The organism is Kitasatospora sp. NBC_00458 (genome assembly GCF_036013975.1).
Taxonomy (GTDB): Bacteria; Actinomycetota; Actinomycetes; order Streptomycetales; family Streptomycetaceae; genus Kitasatospora.
Genome location: NZ_CP107904.1, coordinates 4280801 through 4298151 on the forward strand (window position 1 = coordinate 4280801; position 17351 = coordinate 4298151).

Consider the following 17351-nt stretch of genomic DNA (forward strand, 5'->3'; position numbering starts at 1 on the left):
ACCGGGGCGGGCGCTACACCGGCACCGGTTCCGCCGCCTCCCGCCGGGCCGCCGCGACGATCCCCGCCAACGCGGCCCGGCTCGCCCCGAGCGAGAGCATCTGCCGGTCCAGCAGGTCCAGCCGCTGCTCCAGCACCTCCAGCATGCAGGGCGCCACCGAGCCGTCACCGCCCACACAGGGCAGCACGTCCCGGATGGCGCTGGTGGAGAGCCCCGCCCCCAGCAGGGCCCGGATGTTCCGGACCACCGCCGGCGCGTCGTCCCCGTACCGGCGGTGGCCGCCCTCGCGGCGGTGGGTCTCCAGCAGTCCCTGCTCCTCGTAGTACCGCAACAGGCGGACGCTGACCCCGGTCCGCGCCGCCAGCTCACCGATCCGCATGTGACACCCCTCACATCCACTTGAATCTCACACGAATGGGAGATTGTACCGTGACCAGCATGACGAACACCGAGATCACCGCCCAGATCGACCGTCAGTCCTACGCCCTCGGCGGCGACCTGACGGTCCGCCGGATCGGCTACGGCACCATGCGCCTCGCCGACACCCCGGACATCAAGCCGACCGAGGCGATCGTCTGGCACGCCCCGACGCCGCGCGCCGACGCCGTCGACGTGCTGCGCTCCGCCGTCGAGCACGGCGTCCAGCTGATCGACACCGCCGACTCCTACGCCCTCGGCGGCAGCGAGGAGCTGATCGCCGAGGCGCTGCACCCGTACGCCCAGGACGTCGTCGTCGCCACCAAGATCGGCATGACCCGCCCGAGCCCCTCCGAGTGGGTCCCGGTCGGCCACCCGGCCTACCTCCGCCAGCAGGCCGAGCTGAGCCTGCGCCGGCTCCGCGTCGAGCGGATCGACCTGCTCCAGCTGCACCGGATCGACCCCAAGGTGCCGCTGGCCGACCAGATCGGCGCGCTCAAGCAGCTCCAGGACGAGGGCAAGGTCCGCCACATCGGCCTCTCCGAGGTCACCGTCGAGGAGCTGGAGGCGGCACTGGAGATCGCCCCGATCGCCTCCGTGCAGAACTGGTACAACCTGGCGACCCGCCAGCACGACGCGGTGGTCGACTTCACCGCCGAGCGCGGCATCGCGTTCCTGCCGTTCTTCCCGATCGCCATCGGCGGCCACGCGGGCGAGGACAGCCCGGTCTCCGAGGTCGCCCGTGAGATCGGCGCCACCCCCGCCCAGACCGCGCTCGCCTGGCTGCTGCACCGCTCGCCCAACATCCTGCCCATCCCCGGCACCACCTCCGGCAAGCACCTCGCGGAGAACCTGGGCGCGCTGGCCATCGAGCTGAGCTCCGAGCAGTACGCCCGCCTGGACGGCATCGCCGCCGCCGAGGCCGCCAAGGCCGCTGAGGCCGCCGAGGCGGAGGCCGCTGCGGCGGAGTGACCCCGCGCGCGGCCGCCCCGCAGGGTGGTGACCGCGGGGTGGTGACCGCGGTGGAGTGACAGGTGAAGTGACCGGTGCAGTGGCCGGTGACCCGCCCGGCGGCGTGCTCCGCCGGGCGGGTCACCCACCGACCGGAGAGGGCCCCCGCCCCCGTGGGGCCCTCTCCGGTTTCCGTTCTTGTCCGGGCCCCTCCCGGTCCGAGCCTCGCCCGGTCCGGGTCCCGCTCTTGCCCGGCTCCCGCCGGCCCGCCACCGAGCGGTCCGGCGCCGGTTCCCGGCCGGTCCGCCGGGCGGGCCTCAAGACCGGATCCCGCCCGCCGGCCCCAGCCCCAGGTCGGTGACGTCCGCCGCCAGCGCCTTGAGCAGCGAACCGGCCCGCTTGTCGTCCGGCCCCAGCGCGATCAGCCGGTTCATCACGTACGAGACGCCCAGGCCGACCCGGGGCCACGCCTGGTTCGCCGAGCCGCCGCCCCCGTCGTGGCCGAAGGTCTCGCCGTCCGGACCGGGCCGCTCGGCCGTGCGCAACCGGTACCCGCCGCCGCCGTACGCCATCACCACGTCGATCAGCTGGTCGGTCTTCCGGGCGTACACGCCGCGCGCCTCGTCCATGGTCCGCCGGGAGAGCAGCAGCGGGGCGTCGTCCGACGGGCGGACGGCGTCCTCGGCCAGGATCCCGTACAGCGTCGAGAACGCCCTCGCGGTACCGCTGACGTTGATCGCCGGGATGAGCGCGGACCGGCGCTCCGGGCGGCCCCAGACGCCCTCGTCGTCCGGGAACGGCTGCGGGTTCTGCCAGATCCGCCGCGTCAGCGGGTCGTCGCTGTGGAAGAAGCCGGTGAACTGGGGCAGGAAGTTGGTCCCGTACGTGGTGCGGGCCAGCCGGGGCCAGTCGGCCGGGCCGGTGCCGTAGTGGATGTCGAGGTCAAGCGGCCCGGCGATCTCCTCGCGGAAGAACCGGTCCAGCGGGCGGCCGTCCACCCGGCGGACCAGCTCGCCGACGATCCAGCCGGCCGACAGCGGCCCGTACAGGATGCCGTCCGCGCGCGGGTCGCTCTCAAGCTCCTGGGCGGCGATCAGCCTCGCCATCAGGACCGGGTCGTTGGCGTCGTCCTGGCTGACCGGGGCCCACATGCCGGGCAGCCGCCCGGTGAAGGTGACCACCTCCCGGACGGTCACCCCGCCCTTGCCGGCCGCCGCGAACTCCGGCCAGTAGTGGGACACCGGGCGGTCCAGCTCGACGGCGCCGCGGTCCACCAGCTTCAGCAGTGCGGTGACGGTGATGCCCTTGCTCCCGGAGAAGATCGTCTGGAGCGTGTCCCGCTCCCAGCGCGCACCGGTCCGCGCGTCCGCCGTCCCGCCCCAGAGGTCCACCAGCGTCTCCCGGCCCAGGTGGACCGAGAACGCGGCGCCCAGATCGTCCCGTTCGAGCAGATTGCGCTCGAACTCGGCACGGACCCGCTCGAACCCCGGGGCCACCCGGCCGGCGACGTGCACCTCGGACGTGATCGTCATGTGAACCAACTCCGCTCGAATGCGTGAGGGAAATCCTCGATCGGCCCAACAGCAGAACACAGCGGCCCCGATTCGTGAACGCCCGGAGCGCCGGTTTGGCACCTTGACAAAGTCCGTCCGGGCTCATTGCCCCCCACCACCGGCCGGACCCATTCTCGAATCAGCCGGCTGCGGACAGCCGGCCGGGGAATTCCCGCCGGACCCACCCGTGGGAGAACCCGAACCGGGATCGAACGAAAGAGGATTCCCATGGCCAAGATTCCGGGCGCCCGGGCGGTCCACCACATCGCCTACACCGTGCCCGACCTCCGGCAGGCGGTCGACTTCTTCGTCGACGTCATCGGCGCCGAACTCGCCTACCGGCTCGGCCCGGTCGAGGACCCGGAGACCGACTGGATGGCCCGCAAGCTCAACGTCGACCCGCGCGCCTCGGCGAACATCGCCATGCTGCGCCTCGGCCCCAACGCCAACCTGGAGCTCTTCGAGTACACCGCGCCCGAGCAGGACCGCGAGCAGCCGCGCAACAGCGACATCGGCGGCCACCACTTCGCGATCTACGTGGACGACGTCGACAAGGCCGCCGACTACCTGCGCAAGCACCCCGGCGTCACCATCCTCGGCGAGCCCGAGACCATCGAGGACGGCCCGATCAAGGGCGACCGCTGGGTCTACTTCACCACCCCGTGGGGCATGAGCATGGAGCTCATCAACATGCCCTCCGGAATGCCGTACGAGGAGGCCACCGACACCCGTCTCTACCTGCCCTCCGAATACTGGCCGGAGAGCTGACCGCCATGCCGGAGAACAGCCTGGGAGCGAATCCGGAGAACGCTTCGGAAACACCTTCCGGAAAAGGCACGGCGAGGGCTACCGGGAAATCCCTGGCGGACCGCCGGGCCTTCCTCGCCCTGGCCCTCACCGCCTTCGTCGTCGGCACCTCGGAATTCCTCGTGGTCGGAATCCTCGGCCCGATCGCCGACGGGCTGGGGACGGGGCTGGGCACGGTCGGACTGCTCGTCACCGGCTACGCCCTGGGCGTCTCCCTCGGCGGCCCCGGCCTCACCGCGCTGACCCTCCGGCTGCCGCGCCGCACCCTGCTGCTCGGCGCGCTCGCCGCCTACACGGCGGCGAGCGCCGGGGCGGCGGCGGCCGGGAACGTCACCGTGCTGCTGGCCGCCCGGTGCGCGGCCGGACTCGCCCACGGGGTGATCGTCGGCGCCGCCACCAGTGTCGCCGTCGCCCTGGCCGGCCCCGGCCGGCAGGGGCGGGCCATCTCGCTGGTCTTCGGCGGCATCTCGGTCGCCACCGTGCTCGGCGTGCCGCTCGGCACGCTGGCCGGCCAGTGGCTCGGCTGGCGCACCGCGCTCGCCTCCGTCGCCGCGCTCGGGGCGCTCGCCCTGCTCGCCGTCCGGCGGACCGTCCCGCCGACGGCGGCGATGGGCGCGGCGAACCTGTCCGGGCAGCTGCGCGGCGCGCTCTCCGGGCCCGTACTGGCCGTGCTCGGCATCGCCGTGGTGCTGTTCACCGGCCAGTTCACCGCGTACACCTACCTGCCCGGCTACCTGGAGGGCGTCACCGGCGTCCCCGGCGGGCTGGTCAGCGCCTACCTGCTCGCCTTCGGTGCGGCCAGTGCCGTCGGCACCTTCGCCGGCGGCCGGCTGGCCGACCGCCGGGCAGCCGGCACGCTCACCCTGGGCTGCGCCGGGCTGACCGCCGCACTGCTCGCGCTCCACCTGTGCGGCCGCTCCGGGGCGGCGACCGCGGTGATCGTCGCCTGCTGGGGCCTGGTCGGCTTCGGACTGGTCCCCGCCCTGCAGTCCCGGATCGTCGAACTCGCCGGTCCCGGCGGCGACTTCGCCGCCACCCTGGGCGTCTCGGCGGCCAACGCCGGGATCGCCGCCGGGGCCGCTCTCGGCGGCCGGACGGTCACCGCGCACGGGGTCGGGCCGGTGGTCCCGCTCGCCGCGGCGATCTGCCTGGCCGCCCTGCTCGCGGTGGCGGCCAGTGCACGGCTGCGGCCCGCCGTCCCGGCCGTGCCCTCGCCCCTGCCCCTGCCGTCCCCGCCGCCCCCGTCGCCCTCGCCCTCGCCCTCGCCCTCGCCCTCGCCCTCGCCCGCGCCCGCGCCCGCGCCCGGAACCGTGCCGCCTGCCCCGCACCCCCGCCCCCTCGACCAGGAAAGGACCGTCCGAGCATGATCGGCACCCTGGAGCGCCCCCCGGTACGCACCGCCACCGGCCTCGGCGTCTGGTACCAGCACACCCCGTCCGGCACCGCCGGCCACGACCGGATCCGCCGGCTCACCGAGAGCGGCCGGATCACCTCCGTCGCCCTCACCGGCCCCGCCCCGGACGACGAACTCCGCGTGCTGTGCGACCTGTTGGGCCCCGTGCACCGGCGCAGCAACGGCCGCGGCGGGCTGCTCTCCGTGCCGGTCGCCGCCCGGACCCGCACCGCCTGCGCCCAGCTGCACGCCGCCCGCCGGCTCGTCTCCGCCGTCGGCCGGCCCAACCTGCTGCCCGCCCTCCCCGCCTCCGACGCGGGCGTCGCCGCCCTCACCCCGCTGCTCGGCGAGGGCATCGGCGTCCGGCTCGGCCCGGTGCACTCCGTCTCCCGCTACCGCCAGGCCGTCCGGGCCCACCTCGACGGGCTCGAACTCGCCCGCTGGCGCGGCCACGACCTCACCGCCCTCGGTTCCGTCGCGGCCTTCGGCGTCGGCGGCATCGACGTCGAGATCGACGCCCTGCTCGACCGGGCCGGCAGCCACGAGGCCAAGGCCCTGCGCGGCATGGCCGGGACCGCCACCGCCCGACTCGCCCGCCGGATCCACGCCGACGCCCACGATCCCGACGCCTCGGCCCGCTGGCGCGCCCTCGCGGCGGCCGGCGCCCGGCCGCAGCAGCTGGTCTGGACGCAGCTCTACCACGGCGTCCCCGGCCACCGGACCGCCGACTACCTGGACGGGCTGGCCGCGCCCGGCGACACGGTCGAACTGTGCGCCCCCGCACTGGAGTCGTTCGACGGGCCGCTCCCCGCGCGGGCGCCGCAGAGCCCGCGCGAGGAGGAGGAAGCGCACGCGTTCACCGCGCGGCTGGTCGGCTACCTGCGGTGGTTCGACATCCGCCACGAGTCCGTCCTGCACGCGCTCGACGCCGCGCACGCCCACGACTGACCCGGCCGGCTCGTCCGGCCGACCTCGTCCGCGCCCCGTCCTCGCCCCGCCTTCGCCTCATCCGCCCTGTCTGCCCCAGGAGGGGGAACCCGCTCATGGCACCGCAGCTCCACCTGGACGTCGCACCGCCCGTCGCACCTGATCCGACATCACCTCCCGTGCCCCGCATGGCCCTCGCCACCGGCGTGGTGGCGCTCGGCGGGCTGCTGTTCGGCTTCGACACCGGCGTCATCTCCGGCGCGCTGCTCTTCCTCAAGGACCAGCTGGCGCTGAACGCCTTCCAGGAGGGCGCGGTCATCTCCGCGCTGCTGCTCGGCGCGGCGGTCGGCGCGCTGGCAGGAGCCCGTCCGGCCGACCGCTACGGGCGCCGGAAGGCACTGATCGGCATCGCCGCCACGTTCACGGTCGGGCTGCTGCTCGCCTCGGTGGCGCCGGACTTCCCGACCCTGCTGGCGGCCCGGGCCGTCCTCGGCCTCGCGGTCGGCAGCGCGTCGACGATCGTCCCGCTCTACCTCGCGGAGATCGCGCCGCCGGGACTGCGCGGGCGGATGATCACCGTCAACCAGATCCTGCTGACGGTGGGCATCCTGGTGTCCTACCTGGTGAACCTGGCCTTCGCGGACGGCGGCAACTGGCGGGCGATGTTCGCGGTCGGGCTGGTGCCGTCCGTGGCGATGCTGATCGGGACGCTGTTCATCCCGGAGACCCCCGCCTGGCTGGACGGCCGCACCCGGACGGTGCGGACCGACCGGCCGCGGGCACTGCTCACCACCCCGGGGGCACGGGCCGCGCTGGTCATCGGCGTGACACTGGCGGCGGTGCAGCAGTTCGGCGGGATCAACTCGATCATCTACTACGCGCCGAGCATCATGGCCCGGGCCGGACTGCCGGCCACCGACTCGATCGGCTACTCGGTGGCGATCGGCACGGTGAACGTGCTGCTCACGATCGCCGCGATCCCGCTGATCGACCGGGTCGGACGGAGGCCGCTGCTGCTGTGGTCCCTCGGCGGCATGGCGGTGTCGCTGGTGGCGCTGGGCGTGGCGCTCGGACCGGGACAGTCCGGGCCGGTGGCGAACGCGGTCGCGCTGGTCGCGATGACGTCGTACGTGGGGGCGTTCGCGATCGGGCTGGGGCCGGTGTTCTGGATCCTGGCGGCCGAGATCTTCCCGCCCGAGTCACGGGCGCGCGGGACGGGCCTGTGCGCGCTGGTCAACTGGGCGGCCAACTTCGTGGTCGGCCAGGCCTTCCTGCCCACGGCGGACGCGGTGGGCGAGCGGTGGGTGTTCTGGTTCTTCGCCACGGTGTCGCTGGGGGCGGTGCTGTTCGTGGCACGCCGGGTGCCGGAGACGAAGAACCGCTCGCTCGGGGACATCCAGCAGGCACTGGCCGCCCGATGAGCGCGGCCGGGGAGCAGCGGCCCGCACCGCTCGCGGACGGTTCGACCCTCCTGGCCCGCTGGCGCGCCGGCCTTCCGCCGCCGCCCGCGCCACCGCAGCCCGAGGAGGACGAGTGACAGGCAGGCCCCGCCCCGTCCGGGCGGGGCCTGCCTGTCCGGGCTTCCGGCGTCAGCGTCACGGCCCCGGCCCCGGCCCCGGGGAGCGCAGCCGACACGGCAACGGCGGAGAAAGGTCTCCCGCCCGCACGACATCCTGACGTCTCGCGTAGTCATGAGGGGTATGCACGGGGATCACAGCACAACGGAACGGGCGGCGACCGAGTGAAGTCAGCACAGGAGGACGAGTACCTGGCATTCGTGGCCGCGAGGGCGAAGGCGCTGTACCGCTCGGCGTACGTCCTCGCGGCCGGTGACGCCCATCTCGCCGAGGACCTGGTCCAGGAGACCCTCAGCCGGGTGTACGTGCACTGGAAGCGGGTGTCCGGAGCGGACAACCCGGCGGCATACGCCCAGACGGTCCTGGTCCGCGCCTTCCTCAGCCTGCGGCGACGGCGGAGCACCGGCGAGCGCCCCGTCGGGACCATGCCCGACGGTGCGGCGGCCGGTCCGGACACCGCACTGCGGCTCACCCTGCTGGACGCGCTCGCCCAACTGCCGCCCCGCGACCGGGCGGTACTGCTGCTGCGCTACTGGGAGGACCGCAGCATCGAGGAGACCGCCGGGATGCTCAGGCTGAGCAGCAGCGCGGTCCGCTCCCAGGGCACCCGGGCACTCGGCAGACTGCGCGCGCTGCTCGGCGACAGCCTGTCCGACCTCGTCCCGCACTGAGCACCGGTGCCGGTGCCGGTGCACGCGGGTCAGAGCCGCTACGAAGCCCCCATCAGCGACAGAACAAGGTGACCGCCAGCATGCCGTTCGAAGCAGACCTCGCACACGCCCTGGACCGCACGACCGAATCACTCGAACCCGACATCACCACGTTCCTGAGCGGAGCCGTCGAGCGCGGGCGGAGCCGCCGGCGCAGGCGCCGTGCCGGCGTAGCCGCCGGGGTCGGTGTCTGCGCCGCGATCGCGGCGGCCGCCCTGGTGATCCCCGGCACGATCGCGGGGATGCGCTCCTCGGGGTCCGACATCGAGCCGGCGGCGCAGGCGATGCCCCGGACCGCGATCAGCGACACCCAGATGATCCAGGCGCTGGAACAGACGCTCCCCGGGGGCCGGTTCAGCCAGGTGACCGGACAGAGCAACAACCCCGCCGACCCGTCCGCCGGGTACGTCGCCAACGCCGGTCTGGTCGTCGACGACGGTCAGGGCGCCGCGTACGTCGGGGTCTCGGCCGTGCGGCTCAAGCTGCCGCTCCGGGACGGCGACGGACTGAGCTGCGAGCGGACACCCCCGCGCGCCAAGGGTGACACCTGCAAGGTGAGCGAACTGCCGAGCAGCGCCGCGGTACCCGGCGGGGCCCTGGTGATGTCGGAACAGAACGCAGCCGAACACCCGGCCCGTGCCGACACCGCCCGCCGCTGGACGATCACGGTCACCCTGAAGTCGACCGGTGCGCAGCTCCAGTTGGTGGAGTGGAACAGCACCGGCGGCGGCAGTGACGGCACGACGCCGAAGCCGACCCGTGCCACTCCCCCGCTCACCGAGCAGCAGGTGGTGGCCGCACTCACCGGCCCCGTCTGGGCACCGATCCTCGGCGCCGTCGGCTGACCCCCAGGACTGACCGTTGAACGACGATGGCCCTGACCGACAACCGGTCAGGGCCATCGGAGCGCGGCTACTCAGACCTCACCGAACTCGCCGGACCGGAGAGCGGTGAGGAAGGAAGCGAAGGCATCGGCCGGGAAGAGAAGAGTCGGCCCGTGAGGATCCTTCGAGTCACGGACAGGAACGAGGCCGGGGAAGTCAGGGGCGACTTCGACGCAGTTCCCGCCGTTCTGGCTGTACGTACTCTTGCGCCACCGGACAGTGGCGAGGTCGACGCTCGTCATGCGATAGCCCTTCCACAAGGGAGTCGGTCCCACCACCACTCACGGTACGCACGCCAGACGACCGGGTGAACCCCCGAACCGGCCGTCGCAGCGCGACAGCTCAGACCTCGCCGAACTCGCCAGCCCGGACTGCGGCAAGGAAGGAGGCGAAGGCATCGGCCGGGAAGAGGAGAGCCGGCCCGTGAGGATCCTTCGAGTCACGGACAGGAACGAGGCCGGGGAAGCCGGGGGCGACTTCGACGCAGTTCCCGCCGTTTCCGCTGTACGTGCTCTTGCGCCACAGGACAGTGGCAAGGTCAACGCTCGTCATGCGACAGCCTTTCCACAAGGGAGTTGGCCCCGTCACCACCTACGGTACGTGCGCCGAACGGCCCGGGTGAAGCCCTGAACCCACCGCTGAACGACGATGGCCCTGACCGCCGACTGGTCAGGGCCATCAGAGCGCGACTACTCAGACCGCACCGAACTCGCCAGCCTGGACGGCGGCGAGGAAGGAGCGCCAGGCCTCGGCCCGAAAGACGAGCGCCGGACCGGACACGTCCTTGGAGTCACGGACGGGCGCCAGCTCGCTGAAGCCGATCGCCATCTCAACGCAGTTCCCGCCCTGCTGGCTGTACGTACTCTTGCGCCACCGGACAGTGGCGAGGTCGACGCTCGTCATGCGATAGCCCTTCCACAAGGGAGTCGGTCCCACCACCACTCACGGTACGCGCGCCAAACGACCGGGTGAACCCCCGAACCAGCCGACGAGCGGCAATGGCCCCTGACCGGCAACCGGTCAGGGGCCCTCGGAGCACGGCTTATCAGACCCCGCCGAACTCGCCAGCTCGGAGAGCGGCGAGGAAGGAAGCGAAGGCATCGGCCGCGAAGAGGAGCGCCGGGCCCTCGGGGTCCTTCGAGTCACGGACAGGGACAAGACCAGGGAAGTCTGCGGTGATCTCGACGCACGTACCCCCGTTGTCGCTGTACGTCGACTTGAACCAGGAAGCACGAGACAGGTCTTCGAGTCGGAGCGTCATAGAGCCAATTCCTCCCGCGCTTTACGGACCATCGCTTGGGAAGCCCGCTTCGACAGCGCTTCCACCTGCAAACGATGGTAGTCCTCCTCCCAAGCGGCGACGGCGCCAGGCGTCCGCATGACATAGCCACGTTCAAGCGACTCGGAGTAGCCGACGACACTCCGGTCCGCGAAGGTCAGGAGCGTCATCGAGACCCGGAAGGGAGCCTCCTCCGCAAGACTGAACGGCGAGATCTGGAGGATGATCCTCGGATTTGCGAACGAATCCTCCAGATGGGCGAGTTGATCATGCATCACGGCGACTCCCCCTATCGGCCGACGGATGCAGCTCTCATCCAGTACCGCATGGAGCATGGGGGGCTCTGGCCGCTGGAGCAGCCTCTGTCGGTTGGCGAGAAACTTGAGCCGCTCATCGGCCTGGCCCTTGGTAATCCGCCCGCGACGGACCGCAGCCGCTGCCAATGCCGCTGCGTACGATCCGGTCTGAAGCAGACCAGGGACGATGTTCGCCTCGAAGACTCTAATCTGGGCGGCCCGCGACTCCTGGGCAGCATGTTCTGGGAACCCGTCCAGCAGGGCAGCTGCCTTTAGGCCCCACCACATCGTCTCCAACGTGCCCTCAGCACCCAGCACTTCATCGCACTTCTGTGCGAAGTCACGCGTAGGGGATTTCAGGGCTGTTTCTACAGCCGAGATGTGGGTGTCCGAGTAGCCGATCAGCCCACCTAGTTGGTCTTGCGTCAGTCCAAGATGTTCCCTTGACGTGCGGAGACGTCGACCGAAAGCAGCGCGAGGTGACGACTGAGGATCAAGCTTCTTCCGGTTCAAGGAGCTTCTCCCTATTCCTCTTTGCCAGCTGGGAAGTTGAGGATCTAGCCATCGTACGGGAGCGTAAGCCAACCTGGATACACGCCGTGATGCTCAGAGAGCACAGAGCAACCTTCCCTGGAGGCCCCCATGCCCAGCTGCCCCCGTATGCCCGCGTACACCCCGGCCGTCGGCGAAGTGGTGCGCGACCTCGGCCACCGCGCCCCCACCGGCGGGGTCGTCGAAGGGGTCTACATGGACACCCTCAACGGCCTCGCCTACCTCCGCCACGAGGCCGGCGGGTGCGAGTGGACCACCAAGCCCGAGCACGTCCAGGCCCTCCCCCAGCCCCGCTACCTCACCGTCCAGCAGCCCAGCCGGCCGCGCGCCAACGACCGGGCGTGAACCGGGCGTTCAAGCTGGTCGCCACCGCCGTCGGCGTCCCCGCCCTGAGCGCCCTCGCCGCCACCGCCGTCTGCTGGCCGATCCACGACGGGCCGCTCGGACCCCAGCTCCTGATCTTCGGCCTCATCCTCGCCACCGGCATCAGCGCGGGCCTGCCCGCCTGCTTCGCCTGGCTCTCACCCGACGAAGCCGACGGCACCGACGCCGACCCCACCCCCTGAACTCCCGCGCGCCGGTGTGGTGCGGCGCACGGGAACCCCGGCCGGGCCCGCCGCCCCCAGCGCGGGCCCGGCCGGAACCACCCCAACCAACAACCCCGGAGGCCCCCTTGCTGCACCAACTCCCCGACATCCTGACCAACCCGCCCCGCCGCCGCCACGGCCACCAGGCCCTCATCCTCAACCGCGACGGCGCCCTCCTCCTCATCGGCCGCTCCCACACCTCCGGCCTCCACCTCCCCGGCGGCGACGCCGAACGCGACGAACTCCCCCACCTCGCCGCCCGCCGACACACCGAGACCCAGACCGGCCTCGTCCTCCCCCTCCGCTCGATCCTCGCCACCGACCACACCGAAGCCGCCCTCCTCCCCGAAGCCCTCACCTTCATCCACTGGGGCGGCCGCCTCACCTCCGCACAGGAAGGCATCGTCGCCCGCCACCGCCCGCCCCACACCGTCACCGCCGTCCACTGGCTCCACCGCGCCCAACTCCTCGACGCCATGCCCCCCGACCACTACCGCCGCACCACCCAGGCCCTCGACGCCCTCACCAGAGGCGCCCACCTCCCCCTCCTCCTCCGCGGCACCCCCGCCGACTAGCACGCAACGGCGCCGCCTGGGGACTGCCGGCACCCGGCAGCAGCTCGCATCGAGGTGCCGCCGGAGGCTCGCCGCCTCAGTCGCACAGGGCCGCCGTCTGCACCTGCGCCGCTCCCGGGCCCAGCGGGACGGGCACCTCGTCCTTCAGGTCCGCGCCGAGGTCGTAGACGTTGAGGGCCAGGACCAGCTGCCGCTCGCCGTCGACGGTGCTGAGCGACATGCTCGTGAAGCCGGGACCGCCCCCGTCGGTCGCCCAGGTGCTGACCCGCTTGGCGTCCGGGCCCGTGCCGCAGGCCACCTCCCTGCGCTGCACACCGAGTCCGTACGCCGGTCCACGGCCGAACTGCACCGTGGTCAACAGTTCACGCTGCTGGGCCGGGCGCAGCAGCCTGCCGCCGAACAGGGCCCGGTGGAACCGGGCCAGGTCGTCGACCGTGGAGATCATGGCACCGGCGGTCCAGTCGTACGACGGGCTGAACCTGGTCACGTCCCGACCCGTGAGGTCGTACCCGTGCAGGTGGGGGCCGCGGATGTCCGGGTCGGTCACCGGGAAGGAGGTGTTCCTGAGGCCGAGCGGGGCGAGGATCCGCCGGTGGATCTCGGAGGGCGCGCTGTGGTGGGTGACCGCCTCGATCACCAGCCCGGCGAGCAGGTAGTTGGTGTTGGAGTACGCCCAGCCGTCACCGGGCCGCTCGAACGACGGCGCGTGCCGGACCGCGCGGGCGATCACCTCCCGCGGGGTGTAGACGTAGCCCCACTCGTGGTGCTCCAGGTAGGGAGCGAAGAACTCCGGCTCGTCGGTGGGGTCGTAGATGCCCGAGGTGTGGTTGAGCAGGTGCCGGACGGTGATGGCGTCGCCGTCGTTGCCGTTGCCGCGGACCACGCCGGGCAGCCACTTCTCCACGCTGTCGTCGAGCGAGAGCCGCCCTTCGCCCTCCAGCTGCAGGAGCACCGTCGAGACGAACGACTTGGTGTTGCTGGCGATCCGGAACCGCTGGTCCGGCCGGGCCCGCTCGCCGGTCGCGGTGTCGGCGAGCCCGGCCGCCGTCCGTGACTCCCGCTCCCCCTGCCTGGTGTACGCGACGGCGGCCGGGAAGCCGTCCGCGACCGTCTGCTCGACGGCCGCCCTGAGGCCGGCGGGCGGCGCGGCCGACGCCCGCTCCGCCGCCACCGCGGCCGTCGGGAGGAGTCCCGACACCGCCATCGCGCACATTCCCGCCACCAGTGCTGCGGCCCCCGCGCGTACCTTCACCGATCACTCCCGCGTTTCCGTTCCCCGTGCTGTTCCGCGTCCCAGCCTGCCGCGCCGCCGCCCCGGCCGCCCATCCTGCAGACGCCCGAGTTGGTACGGGGGCTGCCCCCACCCCCCTTCCTGCAGCCTGCACACGCCGCGGCAACCGGCCGGCCTCCCCGGGGTCAGAACAGCGCCGCCAGCTCCGTCCGGGAGGCGATGCCCAGCTTCGGGTAGGCCTTGTAGAGGTGGTGCCCCACGGTCCGGGGGCTGAGGAACAGCTGCGCCGCGATGTCCCGGTTGGTCATCCCCCGGGCGGCCAACCGGGCGATCTGCAGCTCCTGCGGCGTGAGCGCGGTGAGCACGCCCGGCGCCGCCTCCACGGGCGCCGGGGCCGCGCCCCCGGTGGCCGTCAGCTCGGCGCGGGCCCGGTCCGCCCAGGGCCCGGCGCCGAGCCGCTCGAAGGTCTCCAGTGCCGCGCCCAGGTGCGGCCGGGCGTCCGTCCGCCGCCGCTCCCGGCGCAGCCACTCGCCGTACAGCAGCGCCGTCCTGGCCTGTTCGAACGGCCGGTTCGCCCCCTCGTGCAGGGCGAGCGCCGCCAGGTACGCGGACTCGGCCAGCTCGTCCGGCCCGAGGAGTGCCTGGCAGCGCAACCGCAGCGCCTCCGCCCAGGGCGCCCCCGCCGTCCCGGCCGCCGCGGCCCCCGCCCAGCGGGCGAACCGCTCGTACGGCTCGGCGGCCCGCTCCGGCTCGCCCAGCCGCACGGCCGCCTCGACCAGGTCGGGCACCGCCCGGGTCGCCCCGACGTGGTGCCGGTACGGGCCGGTGGTGAGCGCGTGCAGCCGGTCGGCGGCGACCGACGCCCGGCCCCGCCCCAGGTCCAGCAGCCCCAGCGCCCACTGCGCCCAGGGCGCTCCGGCGGCCGGGGCGGACGACCCGGAGACGAGCGCCGCACCGGCCAGCTCGACGCACCGGTCGTCGGCGCCGCCGAGCGCGGCGACGCACGCCAGCAGGGCCGCCAGCTGGCTGCTCCACTGGTGCTGCCCGGTGTCCCGGGCGAGGGTGAGCGCCTCGCTGGCGGTGACCTCGGCGTCGCGGTGCCGGCCGTGGAACAGCTCCGCCTCGGCGAGGAAGAACTGCAGCGTCGGCAGCACCCCGACGACGCCCTTGGCCCGGGCCTCCGCCACCAACTCAGCCGCCAGGGACAGGGTTTCGGCGTCGCGGCCGAGGATCAGCGCCGCGCCGCACAGCTGGACGAGGTCGCCCGGGCTCTCCGCACCGGCCTGGCGGGCCGCCTCGACGGTGTCGCGGAGCGCGGGCACCGGATCCGCCGGGCGGCCCAGCGCGGGCAGGACGGCGGCCGGCAGGTGGCGGGCCAGCGGGGCGAGCGGCTCCTCCGCGGCGAGCGGCAGGGCCGCCATCCGGTCGAGCACGGCGGCCACCTCCTCCTCGCCCGCGTACCAGGCCGCGTGGAACGCCTGGAGCAGCATCCGCGCCGCGTGCGAGGGCTCGATGTCGGTGGCGGCCGCGTTCAGCAGCAGCCGGTAGGCGGCCGGGTAGTCGCCCCGCCAGAAGTGCGCGACGGCCCGGACCTGGTCGAGCAGCGCGTGCGCGAAGACGCTGTCGGTGCGGGCCCTGGCCCGGTCGGCCAGCTCCTCGGCCTGCTCCAACTTGCCTTCCTCGGTGGCCGCTTCGGCGGCGAGCACCAGCCGCCGGGTGGCGCCGTCGCGGTCCGGGGTGAGCCGGGCGGCCCGCTCGTACGCGGCCGCCGCGCCGCCGTGGGCGCCACGGGACTCGGCCCGGACGGCGGCGCGTTCGAGGGCGTCGGCGAGGTCGGCGTCCGGTCCGGCGGCGGCGAGGACGAGGTGCCAGGTACGGCGGTCGCCGTCCTCCAGCGCCCCGCCGATGGCCCGGTGGGCGGCCGACCGCTGCTGGTGCGGCGCCCGCTGGAGGACGGCCGCGCGCAGCAGCGGGTGCCGGAAGGCGAGCCGGCGGCCGGCCCCGACGGCGACCAGTCCGGCCTGCTCGGCGGGCGCCAGCGCGTCCGCTCCGACCCCGAGGGCGGTGGCGGCCGCCAGGACGACGTCGAGTTCGCCGTTCTCCTCCGCGGCGGCGACCAGGAGCAGCGTCTGGGTGGCCGGCGGCAGCCCGGTGACCTGACCGTGGAAGGCGATCTGCAGCCGACTGGTGAGCGCCAGCCCGCCGGCTTCCGACTCGGCTTCCGTGAAGGGGAGTTCGACGAGGGCGAGCGGGTTCCCGGCGGCCTCGGCGAGCAGTCGTCGGCGGATGCCGTCGGCGGCGGGCCCGCCGCCGACGCGGGCGTCGAGCAGCCGTTCGGCGTCCGGGGCGGCGAGTCCGCCCAGGCGGAGCACCGGGAGCCCGGCCGACGGCAGGGCGTCAGCGCCGCCCCGGGCCGCGGGCCCGGCCGCGCCGCCCCCGGCCGGGCCCGCGTCCCGGAGGGCGAGCAGCAGGGCGACACCCTCCGCCTGGAGCCGGCGGGCCGCGAGCAGCAGCGCGTCCAGCGAGGCGCGGTCCAGCCACTGCACGTCGTCGACCACGCACAACAGCGGCTGCTCGGCGGCCAGTTCGGCGAGCAGCCCGAGCGTCGCCAGCCCGGTGAGCAGCCGGTCGGCGGGTGCGCCGCCGCCCTCCCCCAGCCCGAACGCGGCCTCCAGCGAACGCCGTTGCGGCGCGGGCAGCGCGGGGATCCGGTCAAGTCCGGGCGCCAGCAGCAGACTCAGCCCGGCGAAGGGGAGTTCGGCCTCGTACTCGACCCCGGTCGCCCGGACCACCCGGAACGCGTCACCGGCCGCCGCGACCGCGTGGTCCAGCAGCGCCGTCTTGCCGATGCCCGGTTCGCCGCACAGCACCAGCACCCCGCTGCGACCGTCCCGCGCCCCGTCGAGCAGTGCGTCGACCGCGGCCTGCTCCCGTTCCCGCCCGTACAGCATCCCCATGCTCCCGACCCTACTGGCGCGGCCTACGTACACCCCTACCTATGCGTGACGGATTCGCCCGCCCGCCGTCGTCCGTACCTTCATGAGCAGCGGGAACGACCCGCCGGGGCCGCTCAACCGGCCCGCCGGACAAGGGAGAAGAACCATGAACGCCATGCAGCCCGCCGACCTCCAGAAGCTCGCCGAGCGGTACCTCGCCGCCTGGAACGAGACCGACCCGGCCGCCCGCCGGAAGCTGATCGACGAGGTGTGGGCGGCGGACTGCCGGTACACCGACCCGCTGGCCGCGGTCACCGGCCGCGAGGGCGTCGACGCCCTGATCGGCGCGGCCCAGGGGCAGTTCCCCGGACTGGAGTTCACCCTCGGCCCGGTCGACGCGCACCACGACATCGCCCGGTTCACCTGGAACCTGGGGCCGGCCGGGGAGGAGCCGCTGGTGATCGGCTTCGACGTGCTGGTCGCCGAAGCCGACGGCCGGATCGCCTCGGTGCACGGCTTCCTGGACCGCGTCCCCGGCGCCTGAGCCGCCGTCACCGCGGCCGGGGGCGGGGCACCGCCGCCCCGCCCCCGGCCGCCCCGCACCACCGCCCACCACCGTCCGCCGCCGCCCCACCACCGCTCACCGTCACCCGCCGCCACCCCGCCCCGCCCCGCC

At 73.7% G+C, this 17351-nt stretch carries 20 protein-coding genes; 11 read left to right on the top strand and 9 right to left on the bottom strand.

From position 1 onward, the window contains the following. Positions 1 to 13 precede the first annotated feature (13 nt). The gene (locus OG550_RS17505) at positions 14 to 379 is read right to left on the bottom strand and encodes a MerR family transcriptional regulator (RefSeq protein WP_327678618.1); all 366 of its coding nucleotides are present in this window, start codon (positions 377 to 379) and stop codon (positions 14 to 16) included. A 59-nt stretch (positions 380 to 438) separates the two neighbouring features. Between OG550_RS17505 and OG550_RS17510 the strand changes: the two genes are divergently transcribed. Next, complete coding sequence (locus tag OG550_RS17510; protein ID WP_327678621.1) at positions 439 to 1389, top strand: aldo/keto reductase; 951 nt, start codon at positions 439 to 441, stop codon at positions 1387 to 1389. Between the two features lie 296 nt (positions 1390 to 1685). On the opposite strand, the gene OG550_RS17515 is transcribed toward OG550_RS17510, so the two are convergent. Beyond that, positions 1686 to 2900: a serine hydrolase domain-containing protein gene (locus OG550_RS17515; protein WP_327678623.1), complete on the bottom strand. Its 1215-nt coding sequence runs from the start codon at positions 2898 to 2900 to the stop codon at positions 1686 to 1688. 249 nt (positions 2901 to 3149) lie between these two features. Between OG550_RS17515 and OG550_RS17520 the strand changes: the two genes are divergently transcribed. The 6 genes from OG550_RS17520 to OG550_RS17545 all read left to right on the top strand — a co-directional run bounded on the left by OG550_RS17520 (position 3150) and on the right by OG550_RS17545 (position 9180). Next, a complete protein-coding gene (locus OG550_RS17520; protein WP_327678624.1) occupies positions 3150 to 3689 on the top strand; it encodes a VOC family protein in 540 nt (179 codons plus the stop codon). 5 nt (positions 3690 to 3694) lie between these two features. After that, positions 3695 to 5095 carry an MFS transporter gene (locus OG550_RS17525; protein WP_327678626.1) on the top strand — a complete coding sequence of 467 codons (1401 nt, stop codon included), beginning with the start codon at positions 3695 to 3697 and terminating at the stop codon, positions 5093 to 5095. After that, positions 5092 to 6069, top strand: coding sequence for a transaldolase family protein (locus OG550_RS17530; protein ID WP_327678628.1), 978 nt, complete (start codon positions 5092 to 5094; stop codon positions 6067 to 6069). The genes OG550_RS17525 and OG550_RS17530 overlap by 4 nt, the downstream gene beginning before the upstream one ends. A gap of 167 nt (positions 6070 to 6236) precedes the next feature. After that, positions 6237 to 7469, top strand: a complete 1233-nt coding sequence (locus OG550_RS17535) for an MFS transporter (RefSeq protein ID WP_327678630.1) — start codon at positions 6237 to 6239, stop codon at positions 7467 to 7469. 320 nt (positions 7470 to 7789) lie between these two features. Then, positions 7790 to 8296: a SigE family RNA polymerase sigma factor gene (locus tag OG550_RS17540; protein WP_327678632.1), complete on the top strand. Its 507-nt coding sequence runs from the start codon at positions 7790 to 7792 to the stop codon at positions 8294 to 8296. An 80-nt stretch (positions 8297 to 8376) separates the two neighbouring features. Beyond that, a complete protein-coding gene (locus OG550_RS17545; RefSeq protein WP_327678634.1) occupies positions 8377 to 9180 on the top strand; it encodes a hypothetical protein in 804 nt (267 codons plus the stop codon). 71 nt (positions 9181 to 9251) lie between these two features. Here OG550_RS17545 and OG550_RS17550 read toward each other — a convergent pair whose 3' ends face one another. The 5 genes from OG550_RS17550 to OG550_RS17570 form a co-directional block, all read right to left on the bottom strand. Beyond that, a complete protein-coding gene (locus OG550_RS17550; RefSeq protein ID WP_327678636.1) occupies positions 9252 to 9461 on the bottom strand; it encodes a DUF397 domain-containing protein in 210 nt (69 codons plus the stop codon). Between the two features lie 100 nt (positions 9462 to 9561). Next, on the bottom strand, positions 9562 to 9771 hold the full coding sequence (locus OG550_RS17555; RefSeq protein WP_327678638.1) for a DUF397 domain-containing protein: 210 nt from the start codon (positions 9769 to 9771) through the stop codon (positions 9562 to 9564). A 141-nt stretch (positions 9772 to 9912) separates the two neighbouring features. Further along, complete coding sequence (locus OG550_RS17560; protein WP_327678640.1) at positions 9913 to 10122, bottom strand: DUF397 domain-containing protein; 210 nt, start codon at positions 10120 to 10122, stop codon at positions 9913 to 9915. A 142-nt stretch (positions 10123 to 10264) separates the two neighbouring features. Next, positions 10265 to 10480 (bottom strand): DUF397 domain-containing protein, encoded by a 216-nt coding sequence (locus tag OG550_RS17565; RefSeq protein ID WP_327678642.1) that lies wholly within the window; start codon positions 10478 to 10480, stop codon positions 10265 to 10267. After that, on the bottom strand, positions 10477 to 11307 hold the full coding sequence (locus tag OG550_RS17570) for a helix-turn-helix domain-containing protein (RefSeq protein WP_327678644.1): 831 nt from the start codon (positions 11305 to 11307) through the stop codon (positions 10477 to 10479). The genes OG550_RS17565 and OG550_RS17570 overlap by 4 nt, the downstream gene beginning before the upstream one ends. Before the next feature lie 129 nt (positions 11308 to 11436). Between OG550_RS17570 and OG550_RS17575 the strand changes: the two genes are divergently transcribed. The 3 genes from OG550_RS17575 (at position 11437) to OG550_RS17585 (ending at position 12508) form a co-directional block, all read left to right on the top strand. Further along, entirely contained in the window at positions 11437 to 11691 is a 255-nt protein-coding gene (locus tag OG550_RS17575; protein ID WP_327678646.1) for a hypothetical protein, read from the top strand. Further along, on the top strand, positions 11688 to 11912 hold the full coding sequence (locus tag OG550_RS17580) for a hypothetical protein (protein WP_327675235.1): 225 nt from the start codon (positions 11688 to 11690) through the stop codon (positions 11910 to 11912). Before OG550_RS17575 ends, OG550_RS17580 begins: the two co-directional genes overlap by 4 nt. Before the next feature lie 107 nt (positions 11913 to 12019). Next, complete coding sequence (locus OG550_RS17585) at positions 12020 to 12508, top strand: NUDIX hydrolase (RefSeq protein WP_327678648.1); 489 nt, start codon at positions 12020 to 12022, stop codon at positions 12506 to 12508. Between the two features lie 76 nt (positions 12509 to 12584). Here OG550_RS17585 and OG550_RS17590 read toward each other — a convergent pair whose 3' ends face one another. Together OG550_RS17590 and OG550_RS17595 are read right to left on the bottom strand one after the other, a co-directional pair. After that, positions 12585 to 13760 carry a serine hydrolase domain-containing protein gene (locus tag OG550_RS17590; RefSeq protein ID WP_327678650.1) on the bottom strand — a complete coding sequence of 392 codons (1176 nt, stop codon included), beginning with the start codon at positions 13758 to 13760 and terminating at the stop codon, positions 12585 to 12587. A gap of 164 nt (positions 13761 to 13924) precedes the next feature. Further along, complete coding sequence (locus tag OG550_RS17595; protein WP_327678652.1) at positions 13925 to 16696, bottom strand: helix-turn-helix transcriptional regulator; 2772 nt, start codon at positions 16694 to 16696, stop codon at positions 13925 to 13927. Between the two features lie 145 nt (positions 16697 to 16841). Here OG550_RS17595 and OG550_RS17600 point away from each other — a divergent pair, with 145 nt between their 5' ends. Continuing rightward, positions 16842 to 17219 (top strand): nuclear transport factor 2 family protein, encoded by a 378-nt coding sequence (locus OG550_RS17600; RefSeq protein ID WP_327678654.1) that lies wholly within the window; start codon positions 16842 to 16844, stop codon positions 17217 to 17219. Positions 17220 to 17351 lie beyond the last annotated feature (132 nt).

Excerpts from the sequence above, each read along its gene's own strand:
- OG550_RS17530 (WP_327678628.1), top strand. The coding sequence starts at position 5,092 with ATGATCGGCACCCTGGAGCGCCCCCCGGTACGCACCGCCACCGGCCTC.
- OG550_RS17555 (WP_327678638.1), bottom strand. The coding sequence starts at position 9,771 with ATGACGAGCGTTGACCTTGCCACTGTCCTGTGGCGCAAGAGCACGTAC.
- OG550_RS17505 (WP_327678618.1), bottom strand. The coding sequence starts at position 379 with ATGCGGATCGGTGAGCTGGCGGCGCGGACCGGGGTCAGCGTCCGCCTG.
- OG550_RS17535 (WP_327678630.1), top strand. The coding sequence starts at position 6,237 with ATGGCCCTCGCCACCGGCGTGGTGGCGCTCGGCGGGCTGCTGTTCGGC.
- OG550_RS17515 (WP_327678623.1), bottom strand. The coding sequence starts at position 2,900 with ATGACGATCACGTCCGAGGTGCACGTCGCCGGCCGGGTGGCCCCGGGG.
- OG550_RS17575 (WP_327678646.1), top strand. The coding sequence starts at position 11,437 with ATGCCCAGCTGCCCCCGTATGCCCGCGTACACCCCGGCCGTCGGCGAA.
- OG550_RS17550 (WP_327678636.1), bottom strand. The coding sequence starts at position 9,461 with ATGACGAGCGTCGACCTCGCCACTGTCCGGTGGCGCAAGAGTACGTAC.
- OG550_RS17510 (WP_327678621.1), top strand. The coding sequence starts at position 439 with ATGACGAACACCGAGATCACCGCCCAGATCGACCGTCAGTCCTACGCC.
- OG550_RS17520 (WP_327678624.1), top strand. The coding sequence starts at position 3,150 with ATGGCCAAGATTCCGGGCGCCCGGGCGGTCCACCACATCGCCTACACC.
- OG550_RS17545 (WP_327678634.1), top strand. The coding sequence starts at position 8,377 with ATGCCGTTCGAAGCAGACCTCGCACACGCCCTGGACCGCACGACCGAA.
- OG550_RS17525 (WP_327678626.1), top strand. The coding sequence starts at position 3,695 with ATGCCGGAGAACAGCCTGGGAGCGAATCCGGAGAACGCTTCGGAAACA.
- OG550_RS17565 (WP_327678642.1), bottom strand. The coding sequence starts at position 10,480 with ATGACGCTCCGACTCGAAGACCTGTCTCGTGCTTCCTGGTTCAAGTCG.
- OG550_RS17595 (WP_327678652.1), bottom strand. The coding sequence starts at position 16,696 with ATGGGGATGCTGTACGGGCGGGAACGGGAGCAGGCCGCGGTCGACGCA.
- OG550_RS17560 (WP_327678640.1), bottom strand. The coding sequence starts at position 10,122 with ATGACGAGCGTCGACCTCGCCACTGTCCGGTGGCGCAAGAGTACGTAC.
- OG550_RS17600 (WP_327678654.1), top strand. The coding sequence starts at position 16,842 with ATGAACGCCATGCAGCCCGCCGACCTCCAGAAGCTCGCCGAGCGGTAC.